15 protein-coding genes are annotated in these 15,599 nt (G+C 37.7%); 14 read left to right on the top strand and 1 reads right to left on the bottom strand.

Annotated features, from left to right (window positions below):
• The first annotated feature begins 14 nt into the window (after positions 1 to 14).
• From sdaAA to rnc, 8 genes are all read left to right on the top strand, one after another.
• The gene (sdaAA, locus tag DS745_RS16905; protein WP_129079407.1) at positions 15 to 899 is read left to right on the top strand and encodes an L-serine ammonia-lyase, iron-sulfur-dependent, subunit alpha; all 885 of its coding nucleotides are present in this window, start codon (positions 15 to 17) and stop codon (positions 897 to 899) included.
• 2 nt (positions 900 to 901) lie between these two features.
• Complete coding sequence (recG, locus tag DS745_RS16900; RefSeq protein ID WP_129079406.1) at positions 902 to 2,935, top strand: ATP-dependent DNA helicase RecG; 2,034 nt, start codon at positions 902 to 904, stop codon at positions 2,933 to 2,935.
• Positions 2,936 to 3,023: 88 nt separating this feature from the next.
• Positions 3,024 to 3,617 carry a transcription factor FapR gene (fapR, locus tag DS745_RS16895; protein ID WP_129079405.1) on the top strand — a complete coding sequence of 198 codons (594 nt, stop codon included), beginning with the start codon at positions 3,024 to 3,026 and terminating at the stop codon, positions 3,615 to 3,617.
• A complete protein-coding gene (gene plsX, locus DS745_RS16890; protein ID WP_129079404.1) occupies positions 3,601 to 4,590 on the top strand; it encodes a phosphate acyltransferase PlsX in 990 nt (329 codons plus the stop codon). Before fapR ends, plsX begins: the two co-directional genes overlap by 17 nt.
• A 17-nt stretch (positions 4,591 to 4,607) precedes the next feature.
• Positions 4,608 to 5,549, top strand: coding sequence for an ACP S-malonyltransferase (gene fabD / locus DS745_RS16885; protein ID WP_129079403.1), 942 nt, complete (start codon positions 4,608 to 4,610; stop codon positions 5,547 to 5,549).
• Between the two features lie 3 nt (positions 5,550 to 5,552).
• Positions 5,553 to 6,293 (top strand): 3-oxoacyl-[acyl-carrier-protein] reductase, encoded by a 741-nt coding sequence (fabG, locus tag DS745_RS16880; RefSeq protein ID WP_129079402.1) that lies wholly within the window; start codon positions 5,553 to 5,555, stop codon positions 6,291 to 6,293.
• 144 nt (positions 6,294 to 6,437) lie between these two features.
• Positions 6,438 to 6,671 carry an acyl carrier protein gene (gene acpP, locus DS745_RS16875; protein WP_129079401.1) on the top strand — a complete coding sequence of 78 codons (234 nt, stop codon included), beginning with the start codon at positions 6,438 to 6,440 and terminating at the stop codon, positions 6,669 to 6,671.
• Positions 6,672 to 6,940: 269 nt separating this feature from the next.
• Complete coding sequence (gene rnc / locus DS745_RS16870; protein WP_129079400.1) at positions 6,941 to 7,708, top strand: ribonuclease III; 768 nt, start codon at positions 6,941 to 6,943, stop codon at positions 7,706 to 7,708.
• Positions 7,709 to 7,752: 44 nt separating this feature from the next.
• On the opposite strand, the gene DS745_RS16865 is transcribed toward rnc, so the two are convergent.
• Positions 7,753 to 7,977, bottom strand: a complete 225-nt coding sequence (locus DS745_RS16865; RefSeq protein WP_129079399.1) for a DUF1128 domain-containing protein — start codon at positions 7,975 to 7,977, stop codon at positions 7,753 to 7,755.
• Between the two features lie 233 nt (positions 7,978 to 8,210).
• Between DS745_RS16865 and smc the strand changes: the two genes are divergently transcribed.
• From smc to DS745_RS16835, 6 genes are all read left to right on the top strand, one after another.
• Complete coding sequence (gene smc, locus DS745_RS16860) at positions 8,211 to 11,777, top strand: chromosome segregation protein SMC (RefSeq protein ID WP_129079398.1); 3,567 nt, start codon at positions 8,211 to 8,213, stop codon at positions 11,775 to 11,777.
• 42 nt (positions 11,778 to 11,819) lie between these two features.
• Positions 11,820 to 12,809 (top strand): signal recognition particle-docking protein FtsY, encoded by a 990-nt coding sequence (gene ftsY / locus DS745_RS16855; RefSeq protein WP_129079397.1) that lies wholly within the window; start codon positions 11,820 to 11,822, stop codon positions 12,807 to 12,809.
• A gap of 198 nt (positions 12,810 to 13,007) precedes the next feature.
• The gene (locus DS745_RS16850) at positions 13,008 to 13,337 is read left to right on the top strand and encodes a putative DNA-binding protein (protein ID WP_129079396.1); all 330 of its coding nucleotides are present in this window, start codon (positions 13,008 to 13,010) and stop codon (positions 13,335 to 13,337) included.
• A gap of 12 nt (positions 13,338 to 13,349) precedes the next feature.
• The gene (gene ffh / locus DS745_RS16845) at positions 13,350 to 14,696 is read left to right on the top strand and encodes a signal recognition particle protein (RefSeq protein WP_129079395.1); all 1,347 of its coding nucleotides are present in this window, start codon (positions 13,350 to 13,352) and stop codon (positions 14,694 to 14,696) included.
• A gap of 123 nt (positions 14,697 to 14,819) precedes the next feature.
• Complete coding sequence (rpsP, locus tag DS745_RS16840) at positions 14,820 to 15,092, top strand: 30S ribosomal protein S16 (protein ID WP_129079394.1); 273 nt, start codon at positions 14,820 to 14,822, stop codon at positions 15,090 to 15,092.
• 105 nt (positions 15,093 to 15,197) lie between these two features.
• On the top strand, positions 15,198 to 15,425 hold the full coding sequence (locus tag DS745_RS16835) for a KH domain-containing protein (RefSeq protein ID WP_071318669.1): 228 nt from the start codon (positions 15,198 to 15,200) through the stop codon (positions 15,423 to 15,425).
• Positions 15,426 to 15,599: the final 174 nt, after the last annotated feature.

The raw sequence follows: 15,599 nt of genomic DNA, 5'->3' as shown, positions 1-15,599 counted from the left end.
GAGAGGTTTTGTATATGTTTCGTAACGTGGCAGAGCTTGTTGAAATAGCAGAGAAAGAAAACATTAAAATCTCTGACATAATGATTAGACAAGAAATGGAAGTAACAGAAAGAAGTTTTGAAGATATTTTTACTCAAATGGACCGAAACCTCATTGTAATGGAAGAAGCTATCGAAAGAGGAATTAAAGGGGTAAGATCAGTTACAGGTTTAACTGGTGGAGATGCGGTGCTTTTGCAAAATTATATAAAAAGTGGAAAATCTCTTGCTGGTGAATTTCACCTAGATGCTGTAAGCAAAGCTATTGCTACCAATGAAGTGAATGCTGCCATGGGTACGATTTGTGCAACACCAACTGCAGGTTCGGCAGGTGTAGTTCCTGGGACTCTTTTTGCACTTAAGCATAAGGTTAATCCAACACGTGAGCAAATGGTACGTTATTTATTTACTAGTGGAGCGTTTGGCCTAGTAGTAGCGAATAATGCCTCGATTTCGGGAGCAGCTGGAGGGTGTCAAGCCGAGGTAGGATCAGCCACTGGAATGGCTGCTGCAGCTATTGTTGAGTTAATGGGTGGTAGTCCAAAGCAAAGTGCTCATGCTATGGCGATTGCTTTAAAAAATATGTTAGGTTTAGTTTGTGATCCAGTTGCGGGCCTTGTTGAAGTTCCATGTGTGAAAAGAAATGCTATGGGTGCTTCAAATGCAATTATTGCTGCAGATATGGCTTTAGCAGGAATTGAAAGTCGTATTCCTTGTGATGAGGTAATTGATGCGATGTATAAAATAGGTCAAACAATGCATAGAGACCTTAAAGAAACTGCTGGAGGAGGTTTAGCGGCTACTCCAACAGGTAGAGCACTAGAAGCAAAGATTTTTGGATTTAGTAGCCAACAAAAATAACTATGTTAAATAACTCAACGACACTCGTAAAAGGAATAGGAAATGAAAAGGCGAAAGATTTAGAAGCATTGGGAATCTATACAGTAAAAGATCTGATTGAATACTTTCCGTTTAGGTACGAGGATTATCGTCCAAAAGAGATCCAGGAGTTAAAGCATGAGGATAGAGCAACCCTTATTGGAACTGTACAAAGTGAGAGTACGGTTCGTTTCTTTGGTAAAAAGAAATCAAAGCTATCAGTTCGAATACTTGTAGGTAACATCCTATTAACTGCCGTTTTTTTTAACCAACATTACTTAAAACCTAAGCTAGTAGTTGGGGAAACCGTTACTCTAACAGGGAAGTGGGACCAACATCGCCTTACAATAACGGTAAGTGAGTGTAAATTTGGAGTATTAGACAGCCAGGGGTATGATCCTGTTTATTCTGTCGGTGGAAACATTACGGTCAAAGGGTTAAAAAAGATGATTTCTAGTGCGATGGAACAATATGGACAGATAATAACGGAAATACTCCCGGAAAGATTTCTTACTAGTTATAAATTGATAGAGAGAAAACTTGCCATCTATAAGCTTCATTATCCTAAAAGCTTTGAAGATGCGAAACATGCTCGAAGAAGAATGGTCTATGAAGAATTTTTACTTTTTCAACTTAAGATGCAGGCATTAAGGAAGTTTCATCGAGAAAATAGTGGTGGTACAGCGATTAGAATTCAAAAGGATGATGTCGAACTCTTTATTAGTAACTTACCTTTTCCATTAACAATTGCACAACAACGAGTGGTTAAAGAAATTCTTAGAGATATGGAGTCTCCGTATCGAATGAATCGCCTACTACAAGGTGATGTAGGTTCAGGTAAGACTGTAGTAGCAGCTATTTGTCTTTATGCTGCTGTAACCGCTTCATTTCAGGGTGCTTTAATGGTTCCTACGGAAATTTTAGCTGAACAACATTACCATTCTTTAAAAGGGTTGTTAGAGCCGATGAACGTCACTGTAGAGCTGTTAACAGGATCGATTAAAGGGAAGAAGCGTAAGGATATTCTTGCTCGTTTGCAATCAGGTCAGGTAAACGTGCTAATTGGCACACATGCATTAATTCAGGATGAAGTGGTCTTCGAGCACTTAGGACTTGTGATTACTGATGAACAGCATCGCTTTGGAGTTGAGCAAAGAAGGACACTAAGGAATAAAGGACAAAATCCTGATGTTCTTTTTATGACGGCAACACCGATCCCACGGACACTAGCTATCTCAATTTTTGGCGATATGGATGTTTCTACTATCGATGAAATGCCAGCCGGTCGAAAACCGATTGAAACGTATTGGGCGCAGCACCATATGCTCCAAAGGGTGTTGGGGTTTGTAGAGAAAGAATTAAAAAAAGGACGCCAAGCCTATGTCATTTGTCCACTAATTGAGGAATCGGAAAAGCTAGATGTTCAAAATGCAATAGACGTCCATACTCAACTCCAACAATTTTTCACAACTTATCAAGTTGGTCTTATGCATGGAAGACTTCACCCATCTGAAAAAGAAGCCGTTATGAAGCAGTTTAGTGCAAATGAAGTGCAAATCCTTGTGTCTACTACTGTAGTTGAAGTAGGTGTAAATGTTCCGAATGCTACTATTATGGTGATCTATGATGCAGAACGTTTTGGGTTATCGCAGTTACATCAGTTAAGAGGTAGAGTGGGTAGAGGGGATGCTCAGTCTTATTGTATATTATTAGCTGACCCTAAATCTGATGTTGGCAAGGAACGAATGAAAATTATGACTGAAACAAATGATGGCTTTGAACTGTCGCAAAGAGATCTTGAATTGAGAGGGCCAGGAGACTTTTTTGGTTCAAAACAAAGTGGCTTACCTCAATTTAAAGTTGCTGATATGATTCACGATTTCCGTGCTCTCGAGGTAGCTAGAAACGATGCTGTTGAACTAGTAACTTCAGAATACTTTTGGACAAGCCCAGAATACAAGTCATTAGTCATGTTTTTAGAGGAAGAAGGAGTATTAGCAGGAGAGAAAATGGACTAGCGTAGATTTTATTATTGAAATCTACGAGTATTTTTTATATACTACTTTTAGTACCTAGTCATAGAAGCTTGGAAGGTGTAGAGAAATTATGAGACGTTCGAAGAAAGAACGGCAACAATTTTTAAAACAAAAAATAAACGAAAATCCTTTTGTAACTGATGATGCGCTAGCTGAATTCTTTCATGTAAGTGTGCAGACGATACGGTTAGACCGATTAGAACTGTCAATACCTGAACTGAGAGAGAGAATTAAACATGTGGCTGAAAAGCAATTTGATACGGTAAAGGCATTGCCGTTAGAGGAAGTAATAGGTGAAATTATAGATTTACACTTAGACCAAAGAGCAATTTCTCTTTTAGATATTGGGCAAGAGCATGTCTTTTCCAGAACAAGAATAGCAAGGGGACATCACTTGTTCGCCCAAGCTAATTCACTTGCAGTTGCCATTATTGATGATGAATTGGCACTAACCGCTAAAGCGAATGTTCGCTTTACAAGAAGAGTTTCTGAAGGTGAGCGAGTGGTTGCAAAAGCAAAAGTAGTAAAGCATGAAAAAGAACGGACGATTGTAGAAGTGAACAGTTATGTTGAACAAGAATTAGTTTTTTCTGGTGAATTCCACATGTACCGATCTGATAAGGTATTGGAAGGAGAGAAGGGTGAACATGAGGATCGCAATTGATGCAATGGGAGGGGACAATGCCCCGAAAGAAGTCGTTAAAGGTGCAATGGCTGCTATTAAGCAATATGATGATATTCAGATTGTTCTTGTAGGTAATGAAGCCTCGATTAAAGAGTTTCTAACTGATGATACTAGAATATCAATTATACATACTGAGGAAAAAATTGAGTCTACTGATTCACCAGTAGCAGCTGTTCGCCGCAAAAAAAATGCCTCGATGGTATTAGCAATTAAAGAAGTCAAGGAAGGTCGTGCTGACGCTTGTATTTCTGCAGGTAATACAGGTGCACTAATGACCGGTGGGGTGTTAATTGTTGGAAGGATAAAAGGGATTGAAAGGCCTGCACTTGCCCCAATGTTACCAACCTTTACTGGTGACGGTTTTCTCCTCATTGATGCTGGAGCCAACATGGATGCAAAACCCGAACATTTATTACAGTATGGCATGATGGGTAGTATCTATATGCAAAAGGTCCGTAACATCGAAAGTCCTAAAGTAGGACTTTTAAATGTCGGGACTGAGGATGACAAAGGAACAGAGTTAACGAAACAAGCATTTGCTTTGTTAAAAGAGGCCCCAATTAATTTTATCGGGAACGTCGAAGCACGAGATTTGTTAGAGGGTGTTGCTGATGTCGTTGTTTGTGATGGATTTACAGGGAATGTTGTCTTGAAAACAGTTGAGGGCACTGCGCTTTCTCTCTTTTCACTTTTGAAAAAAGAATTAACCAGTACTTTCTTTAATAAATTAGCAGCTGGGGCTTTAAAACCTAGCTTCAAAAAGATTAAAAACAAAATGGACTATACAGAGTATGGTGGAGCGGGATTATTTGGTTTGCAGGCACCGGTAATTAAAGCCCATGGTTCGTCTAACGAAACAGCAATCCTAAACTCAATTAGACAAACAAGGCTAATGCTCGAAGAAAAAGTTGTCGAGACAATAAAAACCGAGGTTACAAAAAGAGATTTGTAATAGGGGGACGAGAATAAATGGGTAAAATTGCTTTTTTATTTCCAGGACAAGGATCTCAAACAGTTGGTATGGGCAAGACGTTAGCTGATACAAACGAAGCGGTTGCTGCTATTTTTAAAAAGGCAGATAATCGTCTTGATACAAACCTTTCAAAAATCATTTTTGAAGGTCCTGAAGAAGAATTAACGCTAACTGTTAATACGCAACCAGCGTTATTAACAACGAGTGTTGCTATTCTAGAGGCGTTCAAACATGCTGGAATTCATGCCGACTTCGTAGCAGGACATAGCTTAGGGGAATATAGTGCCTTGGTCGCTTCTGACTCTATTTCTTTTGAAGATGCCGTTTATGCGGTTCGACAGCGTGGTACCTTCATGGAAGAAGCTGTACCAGCGGGGCTCGGTGCTATGGCAGCGATACTAGGAATGGATAGAGTTCTATTAAAAGAAATCACAGAAGAAGTTTCTAATTCAGGAAATCCAGTGGAGTTAGCAAACCTTAACTGCCCTGGACAAATTGTTATTTCTGGGTCCAAAGAAGGTGTATCTTTGGCATCAAACATCGCAAAAGAAAAAGGCGCCAGAAGAATAATTCCATTACAGGTAAGTGGTCCATTTCACTCTTCTCTTATGAAGCCAGCAGCTGAAAAGCTTGCTGATGTATTAAACTCCATTGAGATTAACGATGCAAAAGTGCCTGTAATTGCTAATGTAACTGCCACTCCAGTAACCAGTGGCGAAACTATAAAACAAAACTTGATTGAACAGGTTTTCTCCCCAGTACTTTGGGAGGATACAATTGTAAACCTACTAAATGCGGGTGTAGATACATTTATTGAAATTGGTCCTGGGAATGTTCTCTCAGGTTTAGTAAAAAAAGTTGACCGTAAAGTTAACGTTTACGCAGTCAGTGATAGAGAAACAATGGACAAAACAATAACTAGCATAAAGGGGGTCTAGCACATGTTAAAAGGTAAAGCCGCGCTTGTTACTGGAGCATCAAGGGGTATTGGAAGAGCGATAGCAATAGAATTGGCTAGACATGGAGTAAATGTTGCAGTAAACTTTGCTGGGAATGCTCAAAAGGCTGAAGAAGTAGTAGCTGAAGTGCAATCGTTTGGCGTCCAAGCAATTGCCATAAAGGCAGATGTGGCAAACTCAGATGAGGTTACTGCCATGGTAAAGCAAACAATTGAAGCATTTGGCTCATTGGATATTCTAGTGAACAATGCTGGAATAACACGAGATGGGTTAATTATTAGAATGAAAGAAGAAGATTGGGATGCAGTTATTAATACGAACCTAAAAGGTGTATTCAATTGTTCGAAAGCTGTTACAAGGCAAATGATGAAACAACGGTTTGGCAGAATTATTAACATTTCATCAGTTGTAGGTGTATTGGGTAATGCAGGACAAGCAAATTATGTTGCTGCTAAAGCAGGAGTGATTGGCTTAACCAAAACACTTGCTCGTGAATTAGCTAATCGAAATATTACTGTAAATGCCGTAGCTCCAGGATTTATTGAAACTGATATGACTGACGAGTTGCCAGAGGAGATTAAGCAGGAACTACTTAAGCAAATACCACTAGCAAAACTAGGGAAAGCAGAAGATATTGCATCAGTTGTTAGGTTTCTTGTAAGTGAAGATGCAAATTACATGACTGGGCAAACCCTACACGTTGATGGCGGAATGGCAATGTAAGCTGTAGATATTACTGGCTGAGGTACAGTATTCTGTTTAAGATTAAATTGTTAATTGAGCTAATTTGTCCTATAATATGTACATAGTAATATTTGTACTATATGGTTAATACTATCATTTTTATTCTTGAGAGGAGGTGACCCCATGGCAGACGTATTATCACGTATAACTAAAATTATTGTAGATCGTCTTGGAGTTGAAGAAAGTGAAGTAAAGCTAGAAGCAACTTTTAAAGAGGATTTAGGAGCTGATTCACTAGATGTAGTAGAGTTAGTGATGGAACTTGAAGATGAGTTCGACTTAGAAATTTCTGATGAAGATGCAGAAAAAATTTCTACTGTACAAAATGTTGTTGACTACATAAACAGCCATCAGTAGGTTAGTTAGAAGATGATTTAAAGTAGGTTTAATGGAAATCCTAACTTTAAATCATCTTCCTATGTTTTTAATGGCTGTAATGAACTATATTGCTTTTTGGACCGGTTTTTCGAAACTTTTCGTATGTTCGTAGAGAGCCAAGCAGTAGCTTGGCTACGGTCCAAAAAGCAATTAGCAGATAATTATTTGACTAAGATCGCGTATAAAGCCAAGTTCAACCTTTAATTAGCACTTAGCTATTTACGCATTGAAAGGTTTTGGAGGTTAACATGCACCAATCTTCAAGGAAAGTCCGTAGACGCACGTCTAAACGAACAGAAAAACGTATTCAATTAACCCCTGCCCAAAGGGTAAAATTTGAAAAATTACTCAACAGCTTACAAATTCAGTTTAGAAATGACAAATTAATTATCCAAGCATTTACACATTCCTCTTATGTGAATGAGCACCGTATTCGACCGTTTGATGATAATGAAAGATTAGAATTTTTAGGCGATGCAGTGCTAGAATTAGCCGTTTCACAGTACTTGTATAAGAAATACGAAACGATGAGTGAAGGCGAAATGACAAAATTACGAGCGGCTATAGTTTGTGAGCCATCTCTTGCAAAATTTGCTACTGATTTAGGCTTTGGTGATATTGTTCTTCTTGGTAAAGGTGAGGAAATGACCGGAGGGAGAGAACGTCCTGCTTTACTTGCGGATATTTTTGAGTCATTTGTAGGTGCTTTATATTTAGACCAAGGATTAGAATCTGTATACCATTTTCTAAATCAAACAATCTATCCGAAGATTGACGAAGGTGCGTTTTCACATATGATGGATTTCAAGAGCCAACTACAAGAATTTATTCAAAGAGATGGCTTAGGTTCTATTCAATATCATATAGTGCAAGAACGTGGACCAGCTCATGCAAGAGAATTCGTGTCAGAGGTTATCTTGAATAACGATAAGCTTGGATTAGGGATTGGTAGATCCAAGAAAGAAGCAGAACAGCAAGCTGCACAGAAAGCATTAGAGAAGTTGATGGATAAATAAAGCAAAAAGATTTCCTTTTTGATAAAGGAAATCTTTTTTTTGCTTTATTTTTTACGTAAACGACCTAGTTCGGATACAATTGCATCAATTTCGCTTACACTAAAAGATTTTTTATTCATGATCATTTCATAGAATTCTACTAAATCCTCATAGTTGTCTGTATCAAAGCTTTCAGCCCTCATTGCACCACTATTTACCACTTGAAGTTTTTCTTTAATGTTTGTAATCATGAATTCAATATTTTCACGGCTAGTCTCTTTTAGGTTCAAAACATTCATCCTCTCACGAACTTTAATAATGTTATTGTACCATTAATGTTTTCTTTTTCACAAAAAATATTATCACCAACCATAAAAGAACGTAACAAGAAAATGATTATGTGGTAAAATAGTTAGGTTAAATATAAGAATTAACTTACTACAGGATAAAAATTAGAACTATATAAATGGTTAATGAGTTACTTAATAATAGATTTTGTATCGTTAATGGGGTGGAGAGAAATATGTTCCTCAAAAGATTAGATATAGTAGGCTTTAAATCCTTTGCAGAACGAACATCTATCGATTTTGTTCAAGGGGTAACGGCTGTTGTTGGGCCAAATGGGAGTGGGAAAAGTAATATTTCAGATGGAATTCGCTGGGTATTAGGTGAGCAGTCGGCAAAATCCCTGCGTGGGGCAAAAATGGAAGATATCATCTTTGCAGGAAGTGATACGAGAAAACCGTTGAACTTTGCAGAGTTGACCTTAACATTAGATAATGAAGATCACCATCTAGCCATTGATTATAGCGAGATTAGTGTAACACGACGGGTGTATCGCTCTGGTGAGAGTGAATACTATATTAACAAGCAAAGTTGTCGACTTAAAGACATTCATGAACTTTTCATGGATTCAGGCTTAGGCAGAGAAGCGTATTCAATTATTGGTCAAGGGAAAATTGAAGAAATCTTAAGTAGTAAGTCAGAAGAACGTCGTGTCATCTTTGAGGAAGCGGCTGGTGTACTTAAGTATAAAACTAGAAAACTAAAAGCCGAAAGAAAACTAGCCGAAACGCAAGAAAATTTGTACCGTGTAGAAGATATTCTACATGAGTTAGAAAATCAAGTAGAACCCTTGAAAGTACAAGCTTCTGTTGCGAAGGATTATCTTGAAAAGAAAGAAGAGCTAGAAAAAGTTGAAGTCGGTTTGTTAGTCTATGAAATTGAAGAGTTACATACAAGCTGGGATAAACAGAAAAAAAAGGTTCAACAACTAGCTGAAGAGCAACTACAGTTATCGACACAAATCAAAGTTGAAGAAGTGAAAATTGAGGATTACCGTGCAAGCATGCAAGCTCTTGATGAGTCAATAAATGACTTACAAGAAATTTTGCTTACCACTAGTGAGCAACTAGAGAAAAAAGAAGGTCAAAAAGAAGTATTAAAGGAAAGAAAGAAAAACTATCATCAAACGAAAGAAAGTCTTCTAAAAAAAGTTGAGACATTAAAAGAAAGAAAAAATCAGTTTGAGGATAGTTTAAAGGGCGAGCTTGAAAAAAAAGCTCTATTTAAAGAGAAACTGACTACATCTAAAGAGCATTTAGCCAAAGAAACAAAGTTATTACTTTCATTAGAAGAAGATATCGAAACAGAATTAGAAAAAGTAAAATCAGATTACATTGAAGTATTGAATGAACAAGCTTCCATTCGTAATGAAGTTCGATACTTAGAAGAGCAATTAAGACAGAGAACCCTCAAAAGTGACCAATTGGACAATAATAATGAGGGGTTGTTAGTTCAAAGAGAAGCACTACTGACTAAAGAAGCTAGTTTACGGGAAGAACTTTTAAAAAAGCAAAAACAATTAGAAGCACACCTTCACCTATTTCGTGATGAAAACCAACAGTTAGAGAAATTAATAGGAGATTACCAAAAGAAAGAAACGCAGCTATATCAAGCATTTGGTCATGTCCAGCAAATTAGATCTCGTAAAGATGTCCTTGAGGAAATGCAAGCGGACTTTGCAGGCTTTTTTCAAGGTGTAAAGGAAGTTTTAAAAGCAAGAGATACATTATTAAAGGGAATTGAAGGGGCTATTGCCGAATTAATTATTGTTCCTAAAAATATTGAATTGGCAATAGAAACGGCTTTAGGTGGTGCCATGCAGCATATCGTTGTTGGTACTGAGGAAAATGGTAGACAAGCGATTCAATTTTTAAAAATGCGTAAGCTTGGAAGAGCGACATTTTTACCGTTATCAGTCATTAAGGGAAGAGAATTTTCTGCGTTTGAAAAGGAAAAGTTGCGATCTCACCCAGCTTATGTAGGGATTGCTGCGGATTTAATCGAGTTCAGTGACCAATATAAATCCGTCATTTCCAACCTATTAGGTCATGTTGTTATTGCAAGGGACCTTGAAGGCGCAAATACAATCGCTAAAGTTTTACAATATAAGTACCGTATTGTTACTTTAGAGGGCGATGTTGTTAACCCAGGCGGCTCAATGAGTGGAGGCAGTGTTAAACAAAAAGGCACTGCATTACTAGGAAGACAGCGAGAGTTAGAGGAATTGGTTACAAAACTAGCAAATGCAGAAGAACAGACCAAGTTAATGGAAATAAAAGTAAAAAGTTTAAAAGAAGAACAACATAATAAAGAAGCCCTCATACAGGAATTACGTAAACAGGGTGAGCTTTATAGAAGTGAAGAGCAGGAATTAAAAGGAAATCTACGTGAGTCTGAGATTGAAGGGAAAAACTTGAACGAACGATTATTTTTGTATGATCGTGAAAAATCGTCTTTTCAAACAGAAGTACAAGAGCTAGAGTTAAAGTTAGTAAAATTAAGTGAGCAACTTACTGAAACGACGGCCTTGAAGGAAGAACTAGATAACAAAGTTCAGTCGTTGACGGAAAAGAAAAATATGCAACAAACCTCTAAAGCTTCTTTAGTCGAATGTATTACAGAATTAAAAGTAAGAGTAGCGACAGAAGAAGAACAATATCGTAATCAAAAAGAGCGTGTGGAGACTCTTAGTATAGAAATGGATCACGTTGTTACAGAATTGGATGAAACAGAAGAGGAATACTGGTTACTTGAGCGAGAAATGAGTGATAATTCGACGGGTGAGGATTCCTTAGAAGAAGTTATTAAAACAAAGCGTCATGAAAAAGAAAGAACGTTACATCTAATTCAGGAACGCCGCAAAGAAAGACTATCTGTTCAATCGATTCACGATGACTTAGAGAAAGAGTTAAGAGAGCATAAACGCAATCAAAAACAAATTTCAGATTATCTACACACAGAAGAAGTTAAAGTAAACCGATTAGATGTAGAGCTAGAAAATCGACTTCAAAAGCTTTCTAGTGACTACGAAATTAGCTTTGAAATGGCTAAAACGAAGTATCCGCTTTTATATGACGCAAGCACAGCAAAGACAAAAGTAAAGCTTATTAAGCTTGCCATTGATGACTTAGGTACTGTTAATTTAGGGGCTATCGAGGAATATGACCGAGTTTCTGAACGTTTCTTATTTTTGACAGAACAAAAAGAAGACCTTCAGGAGGCTAAGGAGACACTCTACCGTGTAATTGGGGAGATGGATGAAGAAATGTCGATGCGTTTTGAAACAACCTTCCTGCAAATAAAATCTCATTTCCAAGTAGTGTTTCAACAGCTTTTTGGTGGCGGAAAAGCAGATTTGGTTCTAAGTAACCCAGAAAATATACTGACGACTGGAGTAGAAATCCTTGCGCAACCACCAGGGAAAAATCTTCAACATTTGGCCTTATTATCGGGTGGAGAGCGAGCTCTTACAGCGATTGCCTTACTTTTTGCGATATTAAAGGTAAGACCAGTGCCGTTTTGTGTTCTAGATGAAGTAGAGGCAGCTCTTGATGAAGCAAATGTTAGTAGATTTGCGAGCTTCTTAAAGGACTTTAGTAAAGACACCCAGTTTATTGTTGTAACACATCGCAAAGGAACAATGGAAGAAGCAGATGTGCTTTATGGTGTCACGATGCAAGAATCAGGAGTTTCAAAATTAGTTTCAGTCCGTCTGGAAGAAACACCTCAATTAATTGCAAATTAAAGTTTGATTTCTAACTTCAATCAAAAATAAGGAGGAAATAGCATGAGTTTCTTTAAAAAATTAAAAGAAAAAATAACACAACAAACTGAATCAGTGACAGAAAAGTTCAAAGACGGGTTATCTAAAACAAGAGATTCCTTTGTCGGAAAGATGAATGATCTGGTGAAAAATTATCGCAAAGTTGATGAAGAATTTTTCGAAGAATTAGAAGAGTTACTAATAAGTGCTGATGTCGGTGTAACAACCGTAATGGAGCTTATTGATGAGCTAAAGGACGTAGCTCGAACAAGGAATATTAAAGACTCTGAGCAACTTCAACCTGTCATCTCAGAAAAATTAGCTGAACTCTTGCAAAAGGACGACTCAGAAACAAAGCTAAATATCCAAACAACTGGCATGACAGTGATCTTGGTGGTGGGGGTTAATGGTGTTGGTAAAACAACGTCAATTGGAAAGTTAGCCAATAGATTAAAGCAAGAGGGCAAATCTGTTCTTCTGGCAGCTGGTGATACCTTCCGCGCTGGAGCAATTGAACAACTAGAGGTTTGGGGAGAACGTGTTGGTGTTGATGTGATCAAACAACAGTCTGGGTCGGACCCGGCAGCAGTAATGTACGATGCGGTTCAAGCGGCAAAGTCCCGTGGTGTAGATGTACTTATTTGTGATACAGCAGGTCGCCTACAAAACAAAGTAAACTTAATGAATGAGCTAGAAAAAGTAAAACGTGTCATTGAACGTGAAGTCCCAGGAGCCCCTCATGAAGTTTTACTTGTTCTAGATGCTACAACTGGACAAAATGCCATGTCACAGGCAAAGACATTTGGTAAGGCAACAGATGTTACTGGTATTGTTCTTACCAAACTTGATGGAACGGCCAAGGGAGGAATTGTCTTAGCAATTCGACATGAGTTAGATATTCCTGTTAAGTTCGTAGGCCTAGGTGAAAAAGTAGACGATCTCCAAGAATTCGATGCAGAACAATTTGTATATGGACTGTTTTCAGAAGTGTTGGAGAAGGCGGAGGAAGAGTAATTGTGAATTATGAATTTTGAATTGTGAATTGGTTTGGGTAGTGCTTCGAAGAAAAGGGCCCTATCAAATTCATAATTCACAATTCAACATTCAAAATTGGTTTTTTTAGTGCTGTTAAGAAAAAAACTTGACACTAATTTTCGGTTCGTGTATTATAAATACTCGTAAAGGGATTTCACTTAACAAGGAGGATTTTACGTGTTAGAAAAAACGCTGCGAATGAATTATCTTTATGATTTCTATCAAAGCTTGCTAACAACGAAGCAAAGGCAGTACATGCAGTTGTACTACCTTGATGATTGGTCCTTAGGTGAAATTGCTGAAGAATTTGAAGTTAGTCGTCAAGCCGTTTATGATAATATTAAAAGAACTGAAAATATGCTTGAAGAATATGAAGAAAAGCTTAGCCTTTTTTCTAAATTTGAAGAGCGTGCAAATCTAATCAAAAACTTAAAAACGGCGATAGAGAAAGACGCAACTGCAGAACTTATATTAGAAATCGTCGATTCTCTTGAGAGGTTAGACTAGGAGGCGACAAACATGGCATTTGAAGGCTTAGCAGAACGCTTACAAAGTACTTTAAATAAAATTAAAGGAAAAGGAAAGGTTTCTGAAGCAGATGTAACGGCTATGATGCGTGAAGTTCGACTAGCTTTACTAGAAGCAGACGTTAACTTCAAAGTTGTAAAAGAGTTTATAGCAAATGTAAAAGAACGAGCTATTGGGCAGGAAGTATTAAAAAGCCTTACGCCCGGTCAACAAGTTATTAAAGTGGTTAACGAAGAACTTACGAAATTAATGGGTGGCGAACAAAGTAAGATTGCTGTGGCCAAAAAACCACCGACAATTGTAATGATGGTTGGATTGCAGGGTGCTGGTAAAACAACAACTACCGGAAAACTTGCAAACCATTTAAGAAAAAGTCACAATCGTAAGCCATTGTTAGTTGCTGGAGATATTTATCGACCAGCGGCAATTAAGCAGCTAGAAACATTAGGTCAACAACTAAATATGCCTGTTTTCTCGCTTGGTGACCAAGTAAGCCCTGTTGAAATAGCCAAGCAAGCCGTCGCGAAGGCGAAAGAAGAACATCTCGATTATGTTCTCATTGATACAGCTGGACGATTGCATATAGATGAATCATTGATGGGTGAGCTTCAACAAATCAAAGAGGCTGTTAATCCTGACGAAATTTTACTAGTCGTCGACGCAATGACAGGGCAAGATGCGGTTAACGTAGCCGAAAGCTTTAACGAGCAACTTGAACTAACTGGAGTAGTTCTTACTAAACTAGATGGTGATACACGTGGTGGTGCTGCATTGTCTGTTAAGGCGGTAACTAATACCCCAATTAAGTTTGCAGGTATGGGAGAAAAGTTAGATGCGTTAGAGCCGTTTCACCCTGATCGGATGGCTTCTAGAATTCTTGGAATGGGTGATGTTCTTACTCTTATTGAGAAGGCACAATCTAATTTTGATGAAGAAAAAGCTCGTGAACTTGAAAAGAAGATGCGGACAGCTGATATTACCTTTGATGATTTTCTAGATCAGCTAGCACAAGTTCGTAACATGGGGCCGCTAGATGAATTATTAGGTATGATGCCTGGTGCTGGTAAGATGAAGGGCCTAAAAAATGTCCAAGTTGACGAAAAGCAAATTGGTCATATAGAGGCTATAGTTCGTTCTATGACCAAAAAGGAAAAAGAAGATCCGTCCATCTTAAATGCAAGTCGAAAGAAACGAATTGCCAAAGGTAGTGGGACAACCATTCAGGAAGTAAACCGCCTTCTTAAGCAGTTTGATGAAATGAAAAAAATGATGAAACAAATGTCAAATATGACTGCAAAAGGGAAGAAAAAAGGTAAATTTAAGTTCCCATTTATGTAATTTGATTCTGTGGTAAATGTAATGTTTACCTTTTGTAAAGTTTTTTTACTTTACTAGTTTTCAACTAGTTAGTTTTATGATAATATACCTTATTGTGTGAATTAATTTTGGAGGTGAATATACATGGCAGTTAAAATTCGTTTAAAACGTATGGGTTCAAATAAAGCCCCATTTTACAGAGTAGTTGTAGCTAACTCTAGAGCACCACGTGATGGTCGCTTTATCGAGGAAATCGGCACATACAATCCACTAGTTAATCCAGTTGATTTCAAAGTCAACGAGGAAAAAGCTTTAAAATGGATGCTTGATGGTGCTAAACCTTCGGACACAGTTCGTAACCTTTTCTCAAACGCTGGTTTAATGGAAAAGTTACACAATGCTAAAAACGGTAAATAATTTCAACATTATTTAACCTATAAAAAAGACAAGGCTTTATTCATGCAAATGGTAAAGCCTAGTTTTTTATAAACTATTAGTATTTCGTAAGGGGTATGATAAATAATGAAAGAGTTAGTTGAAACAATTGCCAAGGCTCTTGTTGATCATCCCGATGACGTTCGTGTTACAGAAGTTGAGCACGAGCAGTCCTTGACTTTACAACTGTCAGTCCATGCATCAGATATGGGAAAAGTTATTGGCAAGCAAGGACGAATTGCGAAAGCGATTCGCTCAGTTGTTTATGCAGCTGGGGCAAATCATAAAAAGCGTATTAATCTAGAAATTTTATAAGAGCGTGTTCACATAATCGTGTTGATGCTTAAAATTTGACAAAGGGCAGGAGGCTAATCTCTGCCTTTTTTTAACGTTACTAGTTAACCCAATTAGCTTAGGTTTTTTTCATTGAACAATTAGTATGATAAACTTAAAGCATAATAAACATCCAAAGATACATATATGGACGGG

Source organism: Anaerobacillus alkaliphilus (assembly GCF_004116265.1).
In the GTDB taxonomy this organism is placed as follows: domain Bacteria; phylum Bacillota; class Bacilli; order Bacillales; family Anaerobacillaceae; genus Anaerobacillus; species Anaerobacillus alkaliphilus.
This window is presented reverse-complemented; position numbering and strand designations above follow the sequence as displayed.